This window comes from Candidatus Pelagibacter sp. PS_34 (genome assembly GCF_059417845.1).
In genome coordinates this window covers 775,389-793,895 of the sequence record NZ_CM182068.1, presented here as the reverse complement: position 1 = coordinate 793,895, position 18,507 = coordinate 775,389, and the positions used below count along the sequence as shown (strand labels likewise).

Sequence of the window (18,507 nt, the reverse complement as noted above, 5' to 3'; positions counted from 1 at the left end):
CAAAGAAATTCATCTTGTGGATAAAGATATTTGTTGCCAAAAATTGAGTGGATGATAATTTTTTTTAATGTCTGAAAATCTTAAAAATCTTGAACTTTCAAAAATCTTGGACTTGGAAAAAATTAGAGTGGTTGGGAACCCAATCGATAAAGCCCATGGCCTACCAAACGAGTGCTACACTAGCCCTGACTATCTAAGAATTGAAAGAGAGAAGATTTTCAAGGATAAATGGACGGTGATTGGTGTTGGAAGTTCTGTGCCAAATGTAGGAGACGCTCAACCTTATAATTTACTAGGCATCCCTCTTATTATTTTAAGAGATAAAGAGAAAAAAATAAGGGTATTTCACAATGTCTGCAGCCATAGAGGCTTCAAGCTTTTAGATGAACCTTGTGCTTTGAAAAATGTCTTAAGATGTCCATACCACTCCTGGTCCTACGATTTTGATGGAAAGTTGGTTGCGACACCTCACATAGGAGGCCTAAATATTCATGAGACAGAAAAATTCGATAAATCATCAAGCAATTTAAAAGAGGTTAAAACCAAAATTTGGATGGATATAATATTTATCAATATAAATGGTAATGAATTAGAGTTTGATGAATATATCAAGCCTCTCGAAGAAAGATGGTCAAAATTTATATCTAAGGAAGATCAAAAATTACTTAAGCACTCAAAAGATCATGGACACTTCAGTCTTGATGTTAAGTGTAATTGGAAGTTTGCGATAGAAAATTACTGTGAAAGTTATCATTTGCCCTGGATACATCCTGAATTAAATAAAGTTTCAAATATTAGTAATCATTACCATATTCAAGGTTTACCAAATAGGTTTGCTGGCCAAGGAACAAATAAATACGATCAGCCTGTCAAAGGAAATCAAAGTTTCAATAATTTTCCAAATTGGCCTAAAGACTTATCCAGTAAAGCTGAATATATTGCTTTATTTCCAAACGTAATGATTGGTCTTCATGTAGACCATTTTTATGTTTTTTGGTTAGAGCCAAAGTCTATTAGTGAGACTAAAGAGCATTTAATAATGTATTATGTTGGCGATGATAGTGCAAATGGATCTGAGTTTGCTGAGATGAGAAAAAAAAATTCAGAATTTTGGAAAGAAGTAATGATTGAGGATATAAAAGCTATTGAGGGTATGCAAGAAGGTAGAAATTCACCAGTATATAATGGTGGGAATTTTTCACCAATAATGGATAACCCCACACATGAATTTCATAAATGGGTTGCAACAAACTTAGTTTAAAATGAAAATAATATTAATTATGGGTCTTCCAGGATCTGGCAAAACAACTTTAGCAAATGAAATTGCTCCATTACTAAATGCTAAAAGACTTAATGCTGATGAAGTAAGAAAGGAAGCTAATGATTGGGATTTTTCAGAAGAAGGCAGAACAAGACAAGCAAGTAGAATGGCAGATTTTGCAAAAAAATTAAAAGATGATGGAAATTATGTTGTAGCAGACTTTGTTTGCCCAACACCAGAGGCAAGAAACTTATTTCCTGCAGATTATATAGTTTGGGTAAATACAATAAAAGAAGGACGTTTTGATGATACTAACAAGATGTTTGTAAAGCCTGAAAAATTTGATTGTCAGGTTACAACTCAAGATGCTAAACATTGGGCACCAATAATAATAAAGGAGATAAAATAATGACTTACGAATGGGATAATAAAAAACCAACAGCACAAATGCTTGGCAGATGGCAACCATTTCATGATGGTCACTATGCTTTATTTCAAGAAATTATTAAAAAAACGGGTCAAGTTTGCATTCAAATAAGAGACGTTCAAGGTGTTGACGATAATCCATTTGATTTTGACACAGTTAAAAAAAATATTGAAGAAAAGTTAAACCCAGAATTTGAAGGAAGATTTAAAATAATGATGGTTCCTAATATTACTAATATTTGTTACGGAAGAGGAGTTGGTTACAAAATAGAAGAAGTTGTTTTGTCAGAAGAAATTCAACAAATCTCTGCAACAAAAATTAGAGCCAAAATGAGAGAAGATGGCAAACTTAAGTAATATTAAAATTAAACTTTTAAATAAAGATATTGCTTCAATCATCCTAAATGAGCCAAAAACATATAACGCTCTTTCATTAAAAAATTTAGGAGATTTAATTAAAGCTTTTAAAAAATTATATGAAGACAAAAATATTAAGGTAATAATTATTGAAGGGTCTGGAAAAGGTTTTAGTGCAGGTCACAATTTAAAAGAAGTAAGTGGATTAAAGAAAAGAGAAAAATATCAAAAACTTTTTAATCTTTGTTCAAAGTTGATGCTTCAAATAGTTGAAGGAAAAAAACCAGTTATTGCAAAAATTCATGGAGCAGCATTTGCAGCAGGTTGCCAGTTAGTTGCAAGTTGTGATCTAGCTTATAGTTCTAATGATGCAATTTTTGCAACACCAGGTGTAAATATAGGCTTATTTTGTAGCACACCGATGGTTGCTGTTAGTAGAAAGGTTAATAGAAAAAGAATGATGCATATGCTGTTAACGGGAGATCCTATTAAAGCAAATTATGCAAAAGAAATTGGACTAATTAATAATCATTTTTCTAAATCAAAATTAAACAATGAAGTGCTAAAAGTTGCAAAAACTATTGCTTCAAAATCAAGTCTTACAATTAAAATTGGAAAACAAACTTTTTATAATCAATTAGAAATGCCATTGAGAAAAGCTTACGCGTACACTAGTAAAATGATGACTAAAAATATGATGGCAATGGATGCTAAAGAAGGCATATCAGCGTTTCTACAAAAGAGAAAACCTAAGTGGAAACATAAGTAGTGAACGATAAAATAAAAGAAATTCTCTCAAAGTATAAAACAATAGCGATGGTGGGTGTTAGTAAAGATGATAAAAAGCCATCAACAATAGTGATGAAGTACATGCAAAAATATGGCTTTAAAGTTATTCCAGTTAATCCAAGTGCAAAAGGTCAAAAGATTTTAGGAGAAGAAGTTTTTGAAAAACTTGAAGATATTAATATACCTATTGATATCGTAGATGTATTTAGACCATCTGCAGAAGCTAACAAGTATGCTGAAGAGAGTGTTAAAATTGGAGCTAAAGTTCTTTGGTTACAACTTGGAATTAGAAGCATTGATGCTAAAGAATTAGTGGAGAGTAATGATATTGAGTATATTGAAAATAGATGTACAAAAATGGAATATCAAAAGCTTTTTTTAAATATAAACCCAGCTTTTCCAGTGTTACAAAGTTAAATGAATATAGTTAATTTTACCCCAATCTCTGCATTTCTAGGTGGATCCTTAATTGGTTTAGCAGTAGTTATTTTTTTTGTATTTAATGGTCGATTAATCGGAATAAGTGGAATTGCCAGTAATTTTTTAACCTCTAAAGATAATAGATTTGATAATTTTTTATTTTTAATTGGATTAATTATCGGACCTATTGTTTATAAAATATTTACTCAACAGGAAATCAATATCACAATTTCAAACTCATTTTATTTATTAGCAGTTGCAGGTTTATTGGTTGGAGCTGGTACAAGAATAGGGGGAGGCTGTACTAGTGGACACGGCATCAGTGGTATTGGAAGATTTTCTTTAAGATCAATTATTGCAACAGTAACATTTATGATTGTTGGAATTTTAACTGTTTTGGTAAAAAATTTAATATGAATAAGATTATGTCTTTAATTTGTGGAATAATTTTTGGAATAGGTCTTACTGTTTCACAGATGATAGATCCCGCTAAAGTCTTAGGTTTTTTAAATATTTTTGGAGAATGGGACCCATCACTAGCATTTGTTATGATTGGAGCTTTAATAATATCTTCACCATTTTTTCATTTATTTAAAAATAATAAGAAACCAATTTTTGCTGATAAATTTTCTTATTCAGATAATAAAGAATTAAATAAGAAATTAATTATAGGTTCATCGCTTTTTGGTGCAGGCTGGGGCTTAGCTGGATTATGTCCAGGACCTGCAATAGCTTCACTGGCTTTATTAAATTTAAATTCTGTAAGTTTTGTAATCTTTATGTTTGTTGGGTTTTATTTGGTTAAATTATTAGATTTAACAACCCAAGCACGATGATAAAAATCATCTATATTTTTTTGAATTAAACTCTTAGCTAAATTATTAGCTTCAATCTCCTCAAAAGGTCCAAATTTTTTTTCTGTATCTTTAATGATAGTTTCAATTTTATTTGGATCTTTATGAATACCAGCAACTACGTAAAAATTTTTCATAGATTTTTAATTTTTCTAGTCTATACACCCTTAATGTAATGAAAAAAATATTTCTTTTATACGGGCACTATAATGAAAAGTCTTTTAATGCAGCTATTAGAGATACATTTATTAAAACAGCAGAAAAAAACGGTAATACAGTTGATTGTGTAGATTTATATAAAGATAAATTCAACCCAGTTTTTGCTGGTGAACAAGCTGGAGAAGACGTTCTAGATCATAGAAGACGTATTGAGAAATGTGATACTATTGTTCTAATTGCACCTATTTGGAACTTTAGAATGCCAGCTATTGTAGAAGGCTGGATAGATAAAGTTTTGTCACCCCCATGGGCTTACACATTTAAAAAATTAGTTGGAAATTATGGTTATCCAATGGGAAACTTAAAAGATAAAAAAGCTATAATCTTTTGTACCTATGGATCCCCAAGGTTAGCGGTTACAACATTTTTTTTAAATTTACCTATTAGAAGGCTAAAAAGAGGTGTGTTTCATATGTGTGGCATTTATAATATTGTATACAGAAGATATTTTGCAGTACCGTTTGTAACAGATGAAAAACGAAAAGAATTTCTTGAGGACGTTAAAAAGACAGCAAATAATATATAAAACCTTATTAATTTACTTTCTAAGTCTTACAATTTCACAAGCAGAATTAATAAAGCCTAATAGTAATATTGAGCCATACCAGGTTGTGGAAATTCAGTTGAAAAGTTTACAAAAAAACAACTCTCCCACCATAGATAATGGCATTGAACAAACCTGGGAATTTGCTCATCCCAGTAATAGAAAAAGCACAGGACCTTTAGATAGATTTAAGACCATGCTGAAGGGCAAGTCATATAAAATATTATTAGATCATTTAGATCATGAAATTGTTCAAGAAAACCTTAACAATTCAGTAGCCTTGTTTGAAGTTAGTGTTCTTGGAAAAGACAAATCCTATTACAAATTTAAATGGCAGGTTGAAAAGTATAAAATAGATGGTCCCTTCAAAGATTGCTGGTTGACCACAATGGTGTCCGCTCCAATGCCCCTAGGATCTTCAATTTAATTTAGAGGGTAAACGAATTTTGTTTCGTTCGTAATGAAAATTTAGTAGGAATCGTGTTAATGAAATCTAAAGCTAAAGTTGTTGTAGTTGGTGGTGGTGTAGTAGGAGTTAGTGCTCTTTATCACTTAGCAAAAAAAGGCTGGTCTGATGTTGTTTTAATTGAGAGAAAAGAATTAACATCTGGATCTACTTGGCATGCAGCAGGTCTACTTCCATTATTTAATATGAGTTATTCGGTTGGACAGCTTCATAAGTATGCAGTGGATCTTTATAAAAAATTAGAAGAAGAGACAGGACAAAATGTTGGTTTCAGTGTCGTGTCAAATATTCGTTTAGCAAGCACTAAAGATAGAATGGATGAGTATCATCAATATGCAGGTGTTGCTCAAACAATTGGTGTGGATGTAAAATTTTTAACACCAGATCAAGTAAAAGAAATTTGGCCATTGTGCCGTACAGAAGATTTACTTGGAGCAATCCAACACCCTGAAGATGGATACATTCAGCCAGCTGACTTAACACAAGCAATGGCAACAGGTGCTAGAAATTTAGGTGCAGAGATTTATAGAAACACAGCTGTAGTTGGAATGAAACAAACTAAAGATGGCTGGATTGTTGAAACAGATAAAGGTGCTATTGAATGCGAACATGTAATTTCTTGTTCTGGAAACTTTGCTAGACAAACTGGAAAAATGGTTGGATTAGATATTCCAGTAATACCAGTTGAACACCAATATATTGTAACAGAACCTCATCCAGATATCGTAAAAAGAAAAAAAGATGGCTTACCTGAAATGGGAGTTTTAAGAGATAGCGACAGCAGATGGTATATGAGAGAAGAAGCAGGTGGATTAATATTAGGACCATACGAAGATGGTGCACCAGCTTGTTATGTTGATGGGCCATCAAAAGATTCAGAGTATGAATTATTTCAAGAAGATTTAGATAGATTAGCACCACATATAGAAGGAGCTATTCACCGTGTACCAGCTTTTGGAGAAGTTGGAGTTAAGAAAGTTTATAATGGTGCAATTTGTTATACACCAGATGGAAACCCAATTGTTGGACCTGCATGGGGATTGAAAAATTTTTGGATTAATGAAGGACATAGTTTTGGAATAACTGCAGCAGGAGGAGCGGGTTGGCAACTTGCAGAATGGATAATTGATGGTGAGCCTACAATAGATATGCTTGGTGTTGAACCAAGAAGGTTTGGTGATTATGCAACAAAATCTTATTTAAAAGAAAAAAACGAAGAAGCTTATAATCATGTATTTAAAGTTCACTACCCAGATGAAGAAAGAGAGGCTGCTAGAGAATTAAGAACATCACCTTGTTATGACAGAATGAAAGCATTAGGCGCAGTATTTGGTCAAAAATTTGGTTGGGAAAGACCTAACTTCTTCGCAATCGATGGGATGGAGCAAAAAGATGATTGGTCATTTAGAAGATCAAAATGGTTTAAAGCAATTGAGCAAGAATGCAAAAATGTAAAAGAGAATGTTGGTCTTTTAGATATGACGGCATTTGCTAAATGTAGAATTAAAGGACCTGGTGCTGAAGAGTTTTTAGATTATTTAGTTGCAAACAAACTTCCTAAAAAAATTGGAAGAATTGGATTATGTCATGCACTTAATACTAAGGGTGGAGTGCACTCTGAATTTACAATCATGAAAGAAGCTGAGGGAAGTTACTATTTAGTTTCTGCAGGAGCAAACCAAAGATTAGATCATGACTGGATTCAAAAGTGGATGCCAACTGATGGTAGTGTTCAATTTGAAAATTTAACAAACAGTATGGGAGTTCTAGTTGTATCTGGTCCTAAAGCTAGAGAACTAATGAAAAGAGTTTCAAGAGATGATTTTTCAAATGAAAATTTTAAATGGTTGAGTGCAAAAAATATTGATGTTGGTAATGCACCAGTTAACGCTATGAGAGTAAACTTTGTAGGTGAGCTTGGCTGGGAATTGCATCATCCAATTGAATATCAAAATCACATCTTTGATAGATTAATGGAAGCTGGAAAAGATTTAGGTCTTAAGCCTTATGGAATTAGAGCAATGAATAGTTTGAGACTTGAAAAATCTTATAAACTTGTTGGCACAGAATTATCAATTGAATATTCACCTTACGAATCTGGGTTAGATAGATTTGTTCATCCCAACAAAGGAAATTTTATAGGATTGGATGCTTTGAATAAATGGAGAGAAAAAGGATTTTCAAATCAATTGGTTACCTTGGAAGTTCACAATATAGAGGATGCAGATGTTTTAGGGAATAATCCAATTTATGATAATGAAAAAGTTATAGGACGTGCAACTGGTGGAGATTTTGGATTTAGACTTGGAAAATCAATCGCATTAGGAATGGTCAAACCAGAGATTGCGACACCAGGGCAAAAATTGAAAATTGATATTCTTGGTAAAATGTACGATTGTACAATTTTAGAAGAAAGCCCATATGATCCTGAAAACAACTTATTAAGAGCATAATGAAAATATTAGTCGCTGTAAAAAGAGTTATTGATTACAATGTTCAAATCAGAGTTAAAGATGATGGCACAGGAATTGTTACGGATAATGTTAAGATGTCAACCAACCCACCTGATGATAATGCAACTGAAGAGGCTGTAAAAATTAAAGAAGCAGGTAAAGCAACAGAAATAGTTGCGGTTACTATTGGTGAAGAAAAAGCACAAGAAACAGTTAGAAAAGCATTAGCTGTTGGTGCTGATCGAGGAATTCATGTTAAAGTAGATGGCGTAGTCGAACCCTTAGCAGTAGCTAAAATATTACAAAAAATTGTTGATAAAGAAAAACCTGATCTAGTATTTATGGGTAAACAAGCAATTGATGATGATTGCAACCAAACAGGACAAATGTTGAGTGCTTTATTGAACTGGCCTCAAGCAACTTTTGCATCAAAAATTGACATTAAAGACAATAAATTAGAAATAATTAGAGAAATTGATGAAGGCTTAGAAACTATTGAAGTTAACGTTCCAGCGGTAGTTACTTGTGATTTAAGATTAAATGAACCGCGTTATGCATCTCTACCAAATATTATGAAAGCTAAGAAGAAACCAATAGATCAAATGACAGCTGCAGATTTAGGTGTTGATGCAACACCAAGAGTTCAACAAATTAAAGTTGAAGAGCCACCAAAAAGAAAAGCTGGAATTAAAGTATCAAGTGTAGCTGAACTTGTGCAAAAGCTTAAAAATGAGGCGAAAGTTATATAATGTCAATTTTATTAATTGCTGAACATAATAATAAAGAATTAAGACCTTTTACTCTTAACGCTATTACAGCCGCATCACAAATTGATGGTGATGTTCATGCATTACTAATAGGAAACAATTGCTCTGATGTTGCAAAAGTTTTATCTGAAATACCCTTGGTTAAAAAAGTAATACAAGTTGAAGCCACTCATTATGAAAATTTTCTACCGGAAAATTTTGCACCATTGATTGTTAAAGTTTCTGAAAATTATTCACATGTAATTAGTTCGGCTAATACATTTGGTAAAAACTTAATGCCAAGAATAGCAGCTTTAATGGACACATCACAAGTTAGTGACATAATCAAAGTGGTATCTCCAGATACATTTATCAGACCTATTTATGCGGGAAATGCATTTGCAACTGTAAAAAGCACTGATACAAAAAAATGTGTAACTATTAGACCAACTTCATTTGAACCTTGTGAAACTTCAGGTGGATCAGCACCCATTGAAAAAATGGATTCGGTAAAAGAGTTTACGTTATCTAAATTTATTAAAAGAGAAGAAGTTAAATCAGACAGACCAGAACTTGGAACTGCAAGAATTGTGATCTCAGGTGGAAGAGGTATGCAAAATGGTGACAATTTTAAATTAATTACTGATATTGCAGATAAATTAAATGCTGCAATAGGAGCTTCGCGTGCGGCTGTTGATGCAGGTTACATAAGTAACGAACATCAAGTTGGTCAAACGGGTAAAGTTGTAGTGCCAGATCTATATATTGCAGTTGGTATTTCTGGAGCAATTCAACATTTAGCTGGTATGAAAGAAAGTAAAATTATTGTCGCAATAAACAAAGATGGAGAAGCACCTATTTTTAGTGTTGCTGATTACGGTTTAGAAGCTGATTTGTTTGAAGCCCTTCCTCAATTCCTAGAAGAATTGAATAAATTAAACACTATACAAAAATAACAAATAATATAAAAAATTACCATATGCCTAGAGAAGCAATGGAGTATGACGTGGTAATTGTTGGTGGTGGCCCATCAGGACTATCGACTGCTATTAAACTCAAACAATTAGATCCAGAATTAAATATTTGCCTACTTGAAAAAGCATCCGAAATAGGAGCTCATATTTTAAGTGGCAATGTTTTTGAAACTAGAGCATTAGATGAGTTATTACCAAACTGGAAAGAACTTAATTCACCTATAAAAACTAAGGTTTCTAAAGAAAAATTCTTATTTTTAGGAAAATCTAAATCATTAAGCTGGCCAACATGGCTGCTTCCATCAGTTCAACAAAATCATAATAATTACATAATTAGTTTAGCAAATCTATGCAGATGGCTAGCAGAACAAGCAGAAGCTTTAGGTGTTGAAATATTTCCAGGTTTTCCCGCAAGTGAAATTTTATACAATGAAGATGGATCTGTTAAGGGAGTTGCAACTCAAGACATGGGAGTTGATAAAAATGGAAATAAAAAAGATGGCTTTGAACCAGGCATAGAACTATTAGGAAAAGTTACTGTGTTTGCAGAAGGATGTAGAGGGCATCTTGGAAAACAATTAATAGAAAAATATAATTTATCAGAAGGTAAAGATCCTCAACAATATGGAATAGGTTTTAAAGAAATCTGGGAAATCAGTGAAAAAAATCATGAAGAGGGAATGGTCATGCATACTGCAGGTTGGCCACTTGATAACAATACTTATGGTGGTAGCTTTATGTATCATGCAGAAAACAAACAAGTTTTTTTAGGATATGTAATTGGTCTTGATTATAAAAACCCACATCTTTCACCGTTTGATGAATTTCAAAGATTTAAAACTCACCCTGCAATTAAAAAGATAATTGAAGGTGGAAAACGTATTTCATATGGAGCAAGGGCTTTAATTGAAGGTGGACTTCAGAGTTTACCAAAAATGTTTATGCCTGGAGCTTTATTAATTGGTTGTGATGCGGGAACTTTAAATATGCCTAAGATTAAAGGATCACATACTGCAATGAAAAGTGGAATGATTGCTGCAGAAACAATAAACGAACATTTAAAAGAAAATAAAGATTTATCAATTTATGAGGATAAATTTAAAAAAAGTTGGATTTATGAGGAGCTCCACCAAGCTCGAAATGTTAAACCAAGTTTTAGCTGGGGTTTAATTCTTGGAATAATATTTACAGGAATTGATCAAATATTATTTAGAGGAAAATTACCTTTTACCTTAAGACATAAGCATGCTGACCATGAAACATTAAAACCAGCAAATGAAATGCCAAAAATTGATTACCCTAAACCAGATAATGTGATTACATTTGATAAAACAAGTTCTGTTTATTTAACAGGAACCAATCACACTGATAATCAACCTGTACACTTACAATTAAAAGATCCGAACTTACCGATAAATTATACTTTAGAAAAATTTGATGAACCTGCTCAAAGATATTGCCCCGCAGGCGTTTATGAAGTTCAAAATGAAAATGGTGTAAATAAATTTGTTATAAATTCTCAAAATTGTATTCATTGCAAAACTTGTGATATTAAAGAACCTTCTCAAAATATTACTTGGGTAACACCCGAAGGAAGTGGTGGGCCTAAATACGGAAATATGTAGTTAAAAGGATAAGATAATACCGGCAACAATAATTAGGCAAGACGTTAATCCAACAAAAACTAGGTTTGTTAGATTTTCTTTTTCTTTTTCTTTTCTAGCTCTATTTAAAAGAATATTAATATCTACTCTTCCAGATGATGAAACTTCCTCACTCTTTTCAGGGGTCTCTAAAGGAGGAAGACCATTAATTTCTCTTTTAATTATTTTTTCAGTACTCATTGATGTCAACAAATCATCTTTTCTGAGAAATTAAAATAATCCAAATGTCCAAAATGGGTTGACTCTTACACATCGATTGTTCAAATTGGGTCTTTTAATAATTATGAACACTATACCAAGTATATCATCTCAAATTGATGAAAAAATAATCTTCAAAGTAATTGATAAACACTTTAGTAGATTAGCACCCCATTATTACAAATGGATAAATACTTGGATGATTGGGGCTTACGAAAACTATGCAGATATAGATAAATATATAATTTTAATTTACATAATTAACAAAGATTTCATATTCTTTAGAAGAAATGGATTTATAGTTGATTATGATTCATTCTATAAGGATAAATCGTTAGAAGTAGATAAAAATAATATCAGTGATATTTCAAAAGATCTTCAAATTCCAAAAGAGACCGTAAGAAGAAAAGTTGAAGAACTAGAAAAAGCAGATGTCATTCAAAAAAAGGGTAAAAAAATTTTTATAACTAGAACAGCTTTTACTACAACTCAAGCAAATTTAACTTTAAAGAATATGACAACTTTATTGTATGAGTTTAATAAAATTCTTGAAGAAGAAAAAATTATCAAGATAGCTTACCAGTCTACAGAAATTTCAGATTCAATTAAAAAAAACTTTTCTTTTGTCTGGTATCAATTTTATAAGTTCATATTCATCTTTACTAACAGATGGAGAAAAGAACTTGGAGACTTAGAAACTTTTATCATTGGAGTTTTAGTTTTTATTAATGCAGTTGAGAATAAAACTTTTAAAATAAAAGAATTTAATAGAAAAAAATATATAACTTCAATTCAAGGTTCTGATGAAAGGGGAGTTAACGCAATGTCTCTTGCTGAGATAACAGGAATTCCAAGATCAACAGTTATTAGAAAATTAAAAAGTTTGATAAAAAAAGATATTCTTCAAATTAATGAAAAAAATTTAATTACTGTAAACATGAAGGGTGAAAGCTTTAAAACAGCACAAAGATTACAAGATAAAAATATGTTATCTTTAAGTAATTTCATTTCTAGAGTTTTTAATCAGTTGAAAATTACAAACTAATTAGATTTTCTTAAAATATAAATAAAGATAAAACCAGTTATATACATCAATAGTGCATAAGCACCTGTTGGAACTACATATGTAATATCATCAAAAATTAATGTTGCAACAAACACTGCTAAAGTTCCGTTTTGTAAACCACACTCTAGTGCTATACATTTTTGTTGAGGAATTCCAGATACAAATTTTTTAGCTATAAAATAAGCTAACGTCATCATTACAACATTTAAAATTAAAACTGCAAGGCCTGCTTGTGCTAAATAAGTAAAAATATTATCTTTTTCTTCAACCCAAATTGCTGCAAAAACAACTACAAATAACCAACCCGTTAATTTATTAATGATATTAATTTTTGACGAAATAAAGTTTTCTGCAAAACTTCTAATAATCATTCCAATAATTACAGGCACCGTAACAACTAGTGCCATTTTCAATGCAATGCCAACCATTGAGACATCACTTGAAATAGTAACACCTAGTAAATTTGCCGATGTAATAACGATAAATGGAACTGATAAAATACTAAGTAAACTTACAACAGCAGTTAAGGTGATAGATAGCGCTACATCACCATTTGCAAATTTTGTTAACACATTCGATGTCACTCCCCCTGGAGCTGCAGCTATTATCATTAAACCAATTGCAATTGGTGTTGGTAAATTAAGTGATATTGCTACGCAAAAAGCAACTATTGGTAAAAGTATTAACTGACAAATAAATCCTACAAAAAAATCTTTTGGGTATTTTAATATTCTTGTGAAATCTTTAATTGAAAGGCCAAGTCCAAGTCCCAGCATAATTATAGCCAAAACAAGTGGTGCAATTTTTGTAACTATTTCCATAGCGATAATTGTTCAAGTTAGTGTAAATTATTTTGATAAGAAATAATAGTATACAAAAAAAGTAAGTAAGAGTTGTGTTGCTATTTTATGAGAGATCTATTGCATGTTTCTTTAGATTTTCCATAGAAACTAGCTTTAAAGTTTTTTCATGTGTTCTTTTTAAATAAATAGGACAACCTTTACCTGAATCAACAGCTCTTGCGTACCAGCTAGCACAAACACACCAACCATCTCCAGCTTTTAGTCCTGGAAATCCAAACTCAGGATGAGGAGTTATTAAATCGTTACCAGCTTCCTTACACCATTCTAAAAATTCCGTTGTAACTTTTGCACAAACTGTGTGAACACCGTGATCATTTTTATCAGTACTACAACAGCCATCTCTGTGCCATCCTGTTAAAGGATCGTTAGAGCATTCTTCTAGATCCTCACCTAGAACATTCTTTTGTTTATCACTCATTTAAATTTTTGTAGGATTGGGTTGACCTTTATAGACAACCTCAGGATCAAAAGATTTTTCTTTTTCTTCAAATTTCATTTCAACTTCTCTACCATTTTCAATTGGTCCCAGTGGAATTGATCTATAAAAACATGATCGATAACCAACATGACAACTTGAACCATCACCAATATCGACAGATAACCAGACTGAGTCTTGATCATCATCAATTCTAATTTCAGTTACTTTTTGAGTAAAACCACTTGTTTTACCTTTGTGCCAAATCTGCTGTCTCGATCTACTAAAGTAATGAGCCTCTTTAGTCTCAATGGTTTTTTTAAAAGCTTCAACATTCATATAACCGTGCATAAGAATATCTTTAGTTTTTGAGCACATAGTAATAACTGGAATTAACCCATCATTATCAAATTTTGGTGAAAGGAGTTTCCCTTCTTCAATTTCGACTATATTTTCTCTTTTTTTAAACATAACTAGGTGATTATGTAGCATATTGAGGAATATATTAAATATTTTAAAAACAATGATTTACTGTATAAACTTGCCTTATGAAATTAGTAGAAGACACAGATAACAAAATTTTAGATACCAAAAAAGTTTCTGATAAAGAAGCTGAAGAGGCCTTTAAAACTATTTTAGCTTGGATGGGTGAAGATCCTAGTAGAGAAGGATTATTAGAAACTCCAAAAAGAGTTGTTAAAGCATTTAAAGAATATTTTGGTGGATATACTGAGGACGCAAATAAAATTTTAGAGAAAACTTTTGGTGATGTTGAAGGTTATGATGACATGGTTGTTGAAAAAAATATTTCAGTATCAAGTCATTGTGAGCACCACATGGCACCAATAGTTGGGACAGCACATGTTGCCTATATTCCAAATGAAAGAGTTGTAGGTTTAAGTAAACTTGCAAGAGTAGTAGAAGTTTTTTCAAAAAGATTACAAACACAAGAAAGATTAACAATGCAGGTTGCTCAAGCTTTAATGACCTCATTAGATGCAAAAGGAGTTGCTGTTACAATTGATGCAGCACACCAATGTATGACAATGAGAGGTATTAAAAAAGAAAATGCAACAACCGTTACAAATTATTTCTTAGGAGAATTTAAAAAAGATTTAAGTATTCAGAATAGATATTTAAGATTTATTAGTAAGTAACCTTCCTAAGGGGGAAAAGCATGTCGGATAATTTTAAAGCACTAATTGTTAATCAAGAAGGTGAAAATTTTACACGAGAAGTAAAATCAATTGATAAATCATTTTTAAAACATGGTGATGTACTTGTTCAAGTAGATTATTCAGATTTAAATTATAAAGATGCACTTATTTTAAACAATGGTGCAAAATTAGTAAAAGAATTTCCACATATTCCAGGTATTGATTTTGCAGGAACTGTTTTAGAAAGTGATAATTCTAAATTTGTAAAAGGGGATGAAGTGATCCTTACAGGTTGGAGAGTTGGCGAAATTTACTTTGGTGGGTATTCTCAGTTAGCAAAAGTTAACGGAGATTACTTAGTTAAAAAACCAAAAGATATTACATCTAAACAGGCAATGATCTTAGGGACTGCTGGACTAACAGCATTATTATGTTCTTTTGCAATCAAAGCACGAGAAGAACTTCTATTAGGTGAAAAAGTTAAAGATGTTTTAGTTACTGGTGCATCTGGCGGTGTTGGAAGTATAGCAGTGATGATTTTAAATAAATTTGGTTATGATGTAACAGCTGTTACAGGAAAAGCAGAAAATGAAGATTACTTAAGGTCATTAGGTGCTAAAAACATAATAAATAAAACAGATTTAGATAAAGACGCTAGACCATTAGACAAAGGTTTGTGGGACGGTGTTGTTGATACAGTTGGTGGAAAGATACTTGCTAATGCACTTGCTCAAACTAGAGATAATGGAATTGTTGCAGCTTGTGGAAACGCTTCTGATTATAAATTAAATACAACAGTTATGCCTTTTATTATTAGAGGTGTTAAACTTTGGGGAATTAATTCTGTTACAGCATCTATTAAAAGAAGAGAGTTTGTTTGGGGTGAGGTTAAAAGTCTTATCGATTTTGAACAATTAGAAAAATCAATAAAGACAGTAAGCTTAGAAGATTTAATAGATATATATCCAAAAATGTTAAAAGGTGAAACATCCGGAAGATATATAGTCGATCTTAATAAATAATGGATTGGGATAAATTAAAAATATTTCATGCAGTTGCAGAAGCGGGAAGCTTCACTAACGCAACAATAAACCTAAACTTAAGTCAATCAGCAATTAGTAGACAAATTCAATCTTTAGAACAAGATCTTAAAGTGCAACTCTTTGAAAGGCACGCTAGAGGTCTTACATTAACTGAAAATGGTGAATATTTATTTAAAACAGCCCATGATGTAATTAGTAAATTAAAAGAAGTTGAGTCAACCTTAGGAGATCAAAAAAATAAACCAACAGGTAAATTAACCATTACAACAGTTAGAAGTTTTGGTACCCACTGGTTAACACCTCGTATTCAAGAATTTATGACTTTAAACCCTGAAATAGAAATTGAATTAATTTTTGAAGATAAGGAATTGGATTTAAGTACGAGACAAGCAGACATAGGTATTTTCATGAGAAGACCTAAGCAGCTCAATTATATTCAAAAAAAATTAGTGGATTTAAAATATTATATTTATGGCTCTAATAAATATTTAGAAAAACATGGTATGCCGAAAACCATTTCAGATCTTAATAAACATAAATTTATTTCATTTGGAAAAGGAGCACCATCTCCCGTCTATGATCCAGATTGGGCTTTAAAGCTTGGAATTAAAGATGGTAAAAAAAGAAAACCAGTAATGAAAGTTAATAGTGTTATGGGTTTACTTTTGGCAGTTGAAGCTGGCGTAGGTCTTGCAGCACTTCCAGAGTATTTAGTTTCAAATTCAAATAATATAATAAAAGTACTTCCTAATTCTGAAGGACCTATAACAGAGGCTCACTTTGTCTATCCTCAATCACTTAAAAACACAGCAAGAATAACCGCTTTTAGGAATTTTTTGTTTAGTAAAATTGGTGATTGGAAGTCTTAATTAACTAGACTTATCGTTAACATAAACTGAAACACCTCTTGAATTGATATCTACATCAAATTTTTTGTGTAAAGGTGGAAACGCTCTTTGAGGACAATCCAATCTATCACAAGTTCTGCAAGATACACCAATAGGAATTTCAGTAGTTTTATCACTTACATTAATGTTTTCAGTGTAGACAAAGTCTTTTGCATATTTGGCATCACAACCAAGACCAATTGATAATATACTTTTCGATCGACCAAAACGTCCGACACCTTTCTCTACAGTTCTTGCAATACAAATATATTTTTCACCATTAGTCATTTTACTAACAGCTGCTTGAATAACACCGGGTCTTGTAAAGGCTGAATAAACATTCCATCTAGGACATGCTCCACCATATCTTGGTATATCAATTCCTGACAAAGAAAATCTTTTTGAAATATTTCCTGCCATGTCAACTCTTAACATGTGAAAAGGAATTCCAGGTAATTTTGGATCTTGTAAACATGTTACACGGTGAGCAACTTGTTCAAACGAAGTTGCAAATGTATTTTGTAATAACTCTAAATCGTATTTTAATTTTTTACATTCAGCATGAAAGGGCTTGTAGGGCATTAAAATTGCAGCACCACAATAATTTAATAAAGCAACTTTAGTTAATTTTTTAGACTCATCTGATGGAAAAGAAAATTTAGATAAATAATTATCAATATCTTTCATTGCACCTTCTTGTGCAATTTGAGCAGCAGCATGAAGTTTTTTTGTTTCTAAAGAACTATAATCACTTAACAAAAGTTCTTTTTTACTTTTATTATAGATTTTAGAAAAAGGCTTTCCTTCTTCGGGTAAAATATCTTTTACTGTAATTGAATATTCTTTATTTAAATACTCACATAACGCAATATATCGAGTTCTGTTATTTTTTTGAATTTTATCAAAAACTTTATTTGCAAATTCTTCTAATTTTGGAAAATAGTTTTTATGTTGTTGAAGAAAGTCAGATATCACTTCACCAGGAAAAGAGTTTTTTCTATTATCAACTATTTTACCTGAAATTTTTTCTATTTTATTAATTAGTTCGTGATCTTTTTTTTTAAGAATATCTCCTAATCTAACAAGAGCTCTACCGATTTTGGGGTTTGTGCCAACAAGATCTTTAACTTCAGGACCAAGAATATCTAAATCTTCAAATAATTTATCATCTAAAATTTCTGAAATTGTATTTTCTAAATTAATATCTGATTTTGAAGTTAAGTCTGAAAGTTGAATATTTAATTTTTCACAAACCTTAAGTAATAAATCTCCATCTATTTTTCTTTTTCCACTTTCAATTAAATTCAAATAGCTTGGAGAAATTCCTAGATCTTCTGAAAGTTTATTAGCTTGCAGACCTAACTGTCTTCTAAAAGCTTTTATTTTTGGACCTATTTTTATATCTAATTGACTCATATTAGTTATTTGTAAATTTTGTAAATTTAAATTTACAATAAATTATGTTGTTTTACAAGGCTTTTAACGATTTTTCTGGAATTTGTAAATTTAGTAAATTATAAAGTTTACATGAACAATAAAAATACAAATAAAAATCAAGAAAATCAAAGAGAAATTAACGAAAACAACAATCAGAATCAATTTAGTCAATCAGGTATTTACCTAAGAGACGATCATTGTGATTGGGGTTCTAGTGGGATGAATGAATTCACTCAAGAATTTAGTGAAAAAAAATAAGTCCTCTTAC

Annotated in this window: 24 protein-coding genes; 18 read left to right on the top strand and 6 right to left on the bottom strand. The window is 31.4% G+C overall.

What is annotated here, in order from left to right:
• The first annotated feature begins 67 nt into the window (after nt 1-67).
• From AC5SL3_RS04315 to AC5SL3_RS04285, 7 genes are read left to right on the top strand one after another with little or no spacing between them, the layout of a single operon-like run.
• Nucleotides 68-1,261: an aromatic ring-hydroxylating oxygenase subunit alpha gene (locus AC5SL3_RS04315; protein WP_494577614.1), complete on the top strand. Its 1,194-nt coding sequence runs from the start codon at nt 68-70 to the stop codon at nt 1,259-1,261.
• 1 nt (nt 1,262) lies between these two features.
• Nucleotides 1,263-1,670: a P-loop nucleotide/nucleoside kinase family protein gene (locus AC5SL3_RS04310; RefSeq protein WP_494576315.1), complete on the top strand. Its 408-nt coding sequence runs from the start codon at nt 1,263-1,265 to the stop codon at nt 1,668-1,670.
• Nucleotides 1,670-2,044 (top strand): cytidyltransferase, encoded by a 375-nt coding sequence (locus AC5SL3_RS04305; protein WP_494577612.1) that lies wholly within the window; start codon nt 1,670-1,672, stop codon nt 2,042-2,044. The genes AC5SL3_RS04310 and AC5SL3_RS04305 overlap by 1 nt, the downstream gene beginning before the upstream one ends.
• Complete coding sequence (locus tag AC5SL3_RS04300; RefSeq protein WP_494577610.1) at nt 2,028-2,813, top strand: enoyl-CoA hydratase; 786 nt, start codon at nt 2,028-2,030, stop codon at nt 2,811-2,813. Before AC5SL3_RS04305 ends, AC5SL3_RS04300 begins: the two co-directional genes overlap by 17 nt.
• Nucleotides 2,813-3,250, top strand: a complete 438-nt coding sequence (locus tag AC5SL3_RS04295) for a CoA-binding protein (protein ID WP_494577609.1) — start codon at nt 2,813-2,815, stop codon at nt 3,248-3,250. Before AC5SL3_RS04300 ends, AC5SL3_RS04295 begins: the two co-directional genes overlap by 1 nt.
• Nucleotides 3,251-3,670, top strand: coding sequence for a YeeE/YedE family protein (locus tag AC5SL3_RS04290; protein ID WP_271626194.1), 420 nt, complete (start codon nt 3,251-3,253; stop codon nt 3,668-3,670).
• Nucleotides 3,667-4,089: a DUF6691 family protein gene (locus tag AC5SL3_RS04285; RefSeq protein WP_271626195.1), complete on the top strand. Its 423-nt coding sequence runs from the start codon at nt 3,667-3,669 to the stop codon at nt 4,087-4,089. Before AC5SL3_RS04290 ends, AC5SL3_RS04285 begins: the two co-directional genes overlap by 4 nt.
• Here AC5SL3_RS04285 and AC5SL3_RS04280 read toward each other — a convergent pair.
• Complete coding sequence (locus AC5SL3_RS04280; protein ID WP_006998027.1) at nt 4,047-4,244, bottom strand: hypothetical protein; 198 nt, start codon at nt 4,242-4,244, stop codon at nt 4,047-4,049. The genes AC5SL3_RS04285 and AC5SL3_RS04280 overlap by 43 nt on opposite strands.
• A 38-nt stretch (nt 4,245-4,282) precedes the next feature.
• Between AC5SL3_RS04280 and AC5SL3_RS04275 the strand changes: the two genes are divergently transcribed.
• Genes AC5SL3_RS04275 through AC5SL3_RS04250 form a run of 6 tightly spaced genes read left to right on the top strand, consistent with a single transcriptional unit; the run spans nt 4,283 to nt 11,134 of the window.
• Complete coding sequence (locus AC5SL3_RS04275) at nt 4,283-4,852, top strand: NAD(P)H-dependent oxidoreductase (protein WP_006998028.1); 570 nt, start codon at nt 4,283-4,285, stop codon at nt 4,850-4,852.
• Complete coding sequence (locus AC5SL3_RS04270; RefSeq protein WP_027307056.1) at nt 4,797-5,297, top strand: hypothetical protein; 501 nt, start codon at nt 4,797-4,799, stop codon at nt 5,295-5,297. The genes AC5SL3_RS04275 and AC5SL3_RS04270 overlap by 56 nt, the downstream gene beginning before the upstream one ends.
• Nucleotides 5,298-5,356: 59 nt before the next feature.
• Nucleotides 5,357-7,789, top strand: coding sequence for an FAD-dependent oxidoreductase (locus AC5SL3_RS04265; protein ID WP_271487213.1), 2,433 nt, complete (start codon nt 5,357-5,359; stop codon nt 7,787-7,789).
• Nucleotides 7,789-8,538, top strand: coding sequence for an electron transfer flavoprotein subunit beta/FixA family protein (locus tag AC5SL3_RS04260; protein ID WP_494577607.1), 750 nt, complete (start codon nt 7,789-7,791; stop codon nt 8,536-8,538). Before AC5SL3_RS04265 ends, AC5SL3_RS04260 begins: the two co-directional genes overlap by 1 nt.
• Complete coding sequence (locus AC5SL3_RS04255; protein WP_271627271.1) at nt 8,538-9,491, top strand: electron transfer flavoprotein subunit alpha/FixB family protein; 954 nt, start codon at nt 8,538-8,540, stop codon at nt 9,489-9,491. The genes AC5SL3_RS04260 and AC5SL3_RS04255 overlap by 1 nt, the downstream gene beginning before the upstream one ends.
• A 23-nt stretch (nt 9,492-9,514) precedes the next feature.
• Nucleotides 9,515-11,134 carry an electron transfer flavoprotein-ubiquinone oxidoreductase gene (locus tag AC5SL3_RS04250; protein ID WP_018414289.1) on the top strand — a complete coding sequence of 540 codons (1,620 nt, stop codon included), beginning with the start codon at nt 9,515-9,517 and terminating at the stop codon, nt 11,132-11,134.
• Here the strand turns inward: AC5SL3_RS04250 and AC5SL3_RS04245 are convergent, their stop codons facing one another.
• Nucleotides 11,135-11,353 (bottom strand): hypothetical protein, encoded by a 219-nt coding sequence (locus AC5SL3_RS04245; RefSeq protein ID WP_494577605.1) that lies wholly within the window; start codon nt 11,351-11,353, stop codon nt 11,135-11,137.
• Between the two features lie 103 nt (nt 11,354-11,456).
• Between AC5SL3_RS04245 and AC5SL3_RS04240 the strand changes: the two genes are divergently transcribed.
• Nucleotides 11,457-12,416, top strand: a complete 960-nt coding sequence (locus tag AC5SL3_RS04240; RefSeq protein WP_494577604.1) for a MarR family transcriptional regulator — start codon at nt 11,457-11,459, stop codon at nt 12,414-12,416.
• Here AC5SL3_RS04240 and AC5SL3_RS04235 read toward each other — a convergent pair.
• The 3 genes from AC5SL3_RS04235 to hisI all read right to left on the bottom strand — a co-directional run bounded on the left by AC5SL3_RS04235 (nt 12,413) and on the right by hisI (nt 14,186).
• Nucleotides 12,413-13,258, bottom strand: coding sequence for a bile acid:sodium symporter family protein (locus AC5SL3_RS04235; RefSeq protein WP_494577602.1), 846 nt, complete (start codon nt 13,256-13,258; stop codon nt 12,413-12,415). The two genes, AC5SL3_RS04240 and AC5SL3_RS04235, sit on opposite strands and share 4 nt — an antisense overlap.
• 85 nt (nt 13,259-13,343) lie before the next feature.
• Nucleotides 13,344-13,718 (bottom strand): DUF2237 family protein, encoded by a 375-nt coding sequence (locus AC5SL3_RS04230; protein WP_494577600.1) that lies wholly within the window; start codon nt 13,716-13,718, stop codon nt 13,344-13,346.
• Nucleotides 13,719-14,186 (bottom strand): phosphoribosyl-AMP cyclohydrolase, encoded by a 468-nt coding sequence (gene hisI, locus AC5SL3_RS04225; protein ID WP_026362735.1) that lies wholly within the window; start codon nt 14,184-14,186, stop codon nt 13,719-13,721. It abuts the gene before it with no gap.
• A 77-nt stretch (nt 14,187-14,263) separates the two neighbouring features.
• Between hisI and folE the strand changes: the two genes are divergently transcribed.
• Genes folE through AC5SL3_RS04210 form a run of 3 tightly spaced genes read left to right on the top strand, consistent with a single transcriptional unit; the run spans nt 14,264 to nt 16,784 of the window.
• Complete coding sequence (gene folE, locus AC5SL3_RS04220) at nt 14,264-14,872, top strand: GTP cyclohydrolase I FolE (RefSeq protein ID WP_271627265.1); 609 nt, start codon at nt 14,264-14,266, stop codon at nt 14,870-14,872.
• Between the two features lie 20 nt (nt 14,873-14,892).
• Complete coding sequence (locus tag AC5SL3_RS04215; RefSeq protein WP_494577598.1) at nt 14,893-15,894, top strand: oxidoreductase; 1,002 nt, start codon at nt 14,893-14,895, stop codon at nt 15,892-15,894.
• A complete protein-coding gene (locus AC5SL3_RS04210) occupies nt 15,894-16,784 on the top strand; it encodes a LysR family transcriptional regulator (protein WP_271479778.1) in 891 nt (296 codons plus the stop codon). The genes AC5SL3_RS04215 and AC5SL3_RS04210 overlap by 1 nt, the downstream gene beginning before the upstream one ends.
• Here the strand turns inward: AC5SL3_RS04210 and AC5SL3_RS04205 are convergent, their stop codons facing one another.
• Nucleotides 16,785-18,218 (bottom strand): helix-turn-helix domain-containing protein, encoded by a 1,434-nt coding sequence (locus tag AC5SL3_RS04205; protein ID WP_494577596.1) that lies wholly within the window; start codon nt 18,216-18,218, stop codon nt 16,785-16,787.
• Between the two features lie 111 nt (nt 18,219-18,329).
• Here AC5SL3_RS04205 and AC5SL3_RS04200 point away from each other — a divergent pair, with 111 nt between their 5' ends.
• Nucleotides 18,330-18,497, top strand: a complete 168-nt coding sequence (locus tag AC5SL3_RS04200) for a hypothetical protein (protein ID WP_018414280.1) — start codon at nt 18,330-18,332, stop codon at nt 18,495-18,497.
• The last annotated feature ends 10 nt before the right edge of the window (nt 18,498-18,507 follow it).

Coding starts and splice junctions, on each gene's coding strand:
- AC5SL3_RS04270 (WP_027307056.1), top strand. CDS start 4,797: ATGAAAAACGAAAAGAATTTCTTGAGGACGTTAAAAAGACAGCAAATA.
- AC5SL3_RS04205 (WP_494577596.1), bottom strand. CDS start 18,218: ATGAGTCAATTAGATATAAAAATAGGTCCAAAAATAAAAGCTTTTAGA.
- AC5SL3_RS04235 (WP_494577602.1), bottom strand. CDS start 13,258: ATGGAAATAGTTACAAAAATTGCACCACTTGTTTTGGCTATAATTATG.
- AC5SL3_RS04310 (WP_494576315.1), top strand. CDS start 1,263: ATGAAAATAATATTAATTATGGGTCTTCCAGGATCTGGCAAAACAACT.
- AC5SL3_RS04230 (WP_494577600.1), bottom strand. CDS start 13,718: ATGAGTGATAAACAAAAGAATGTTCTAGGTGAGGATCTAGAAGAATGC.
- AC5SL3_RS04200 (WP_018414280.1), top strand. CDS start 18,330: ATGAACAATAAAAATACAAATAAAAATCAAGAAAATCAAAGAGAAATT.
- AC5SL3_RS04305 (WP_494577612.1), top strand. CDS start 1,670: ATGACTTACGAATGGGATAATAAAAAACCAACAGCACAAATGCTTGGC.
- AC5SL3_RS04260 (WP_494577607.1), top strand. CDS start 7,789: ATGAAAATATTAGTCGCTGTAAAAAGAGTTATTGATTACAATGTTCAA.
- AC5SL3_RS04255 (WP_271627271.1), top strand. CDS start 8,538: ATGTCAATTTTATTAATTGCTGAACATAATAATAAAGAATTAAGACCT.
- AC5SL3_RS04300 (WP_494577610.1), top strand. CDS start 2,028: ATGGCAAACTTAAGTAATATTAAAATTAAACTTTTAAATAAAGATATT.
- AC5SL3_RS04240 (WP_494577604.1), top strand. CDS start 11,457: ATGAACACTATACCAAGTATATCATCTCAAATTGATGAAAAAATAATC.
- AC5SL3_RS04265 (WP_271487213.1), top strand. CDS start 5,357: ATGAAATCTAAAGCTAAAGTTGTTGTAGTTGGTGGTGGTGTAGTAGGA.
- AC5SL3_RS04245 (WP_494577605.1), bottom strand. CDS start 11,353: ATGAGTACTGAAAAAATAATTAAAAGAGAAATTAATGGTCTTCCTCCT.
- hisI (WP_026362735.1), bottom strand. CDS start 14,186: ATGTTTAAAAAAAGAGAAAATATAGTCGAAATTGAAGAAGGGAAACTC.
- AC5SL3_RS04285 (WP_271626195.1), top strand. CDS start 3,667: ATGAATAAGATTATGTCTTTAATTTGTGGAATAATTTTTGGAATAGGT.
- AC5SL3_RS04275 (WP_006998028.1), top strand. CDS start 4,283: ATGAAAAAAATATTTCTTTTATACGGGCACTATAATGAAAAGTCTTTT.
- AC5SL3_RS04315 (WP_494577614.1), top strand. CDS start 68: ATGTCTGAAAATCTTAAAAATCTTGAACTTTCAAAAATCTTGGACTTG.
- AC5SL3_RS04280 (WP_006998027.1), bottom strand. CDS start 4,244: ATGAAAAATTTTTACGTAGTTGCTGGTATTCATAAAGATCCAAATAAA.
- AC5SL3_RS04210 (WP_271479778.1), top strand. CDS start 15,894: ATGGATTGGGATAAATTAAAAATATTTCATGCAGTTGCAGAAGCGGGA.
- AC5SL3_RS04290 (WP_271626194.1), top strand. CDS start 3,251: ATGAATATAGTTAATTTTACCCCAATCTCTGCATTTCTAGGTGGATCC.
- folE (WP_271627265.1), top strand. CDS start 14,264: ATGAAATTAGTAGAAGACACAGATAACAAAATTTTAGATACCAAAAAA.
- AC5SL3_RS04250 (WP_018414289.1), top strand. CDS start 9,515: ATGCCTAGAGAAGCAATGGAGTATGACGTGGTAATTGTTGGTGGTGGC.
- AC5SL3_RS04215 (WP_494577598.1), top strand. CDS start 14,893: ATGTCGGATAATTTTAAAGCACTAATTGTTAATCAAGAAGGTGAAAAT.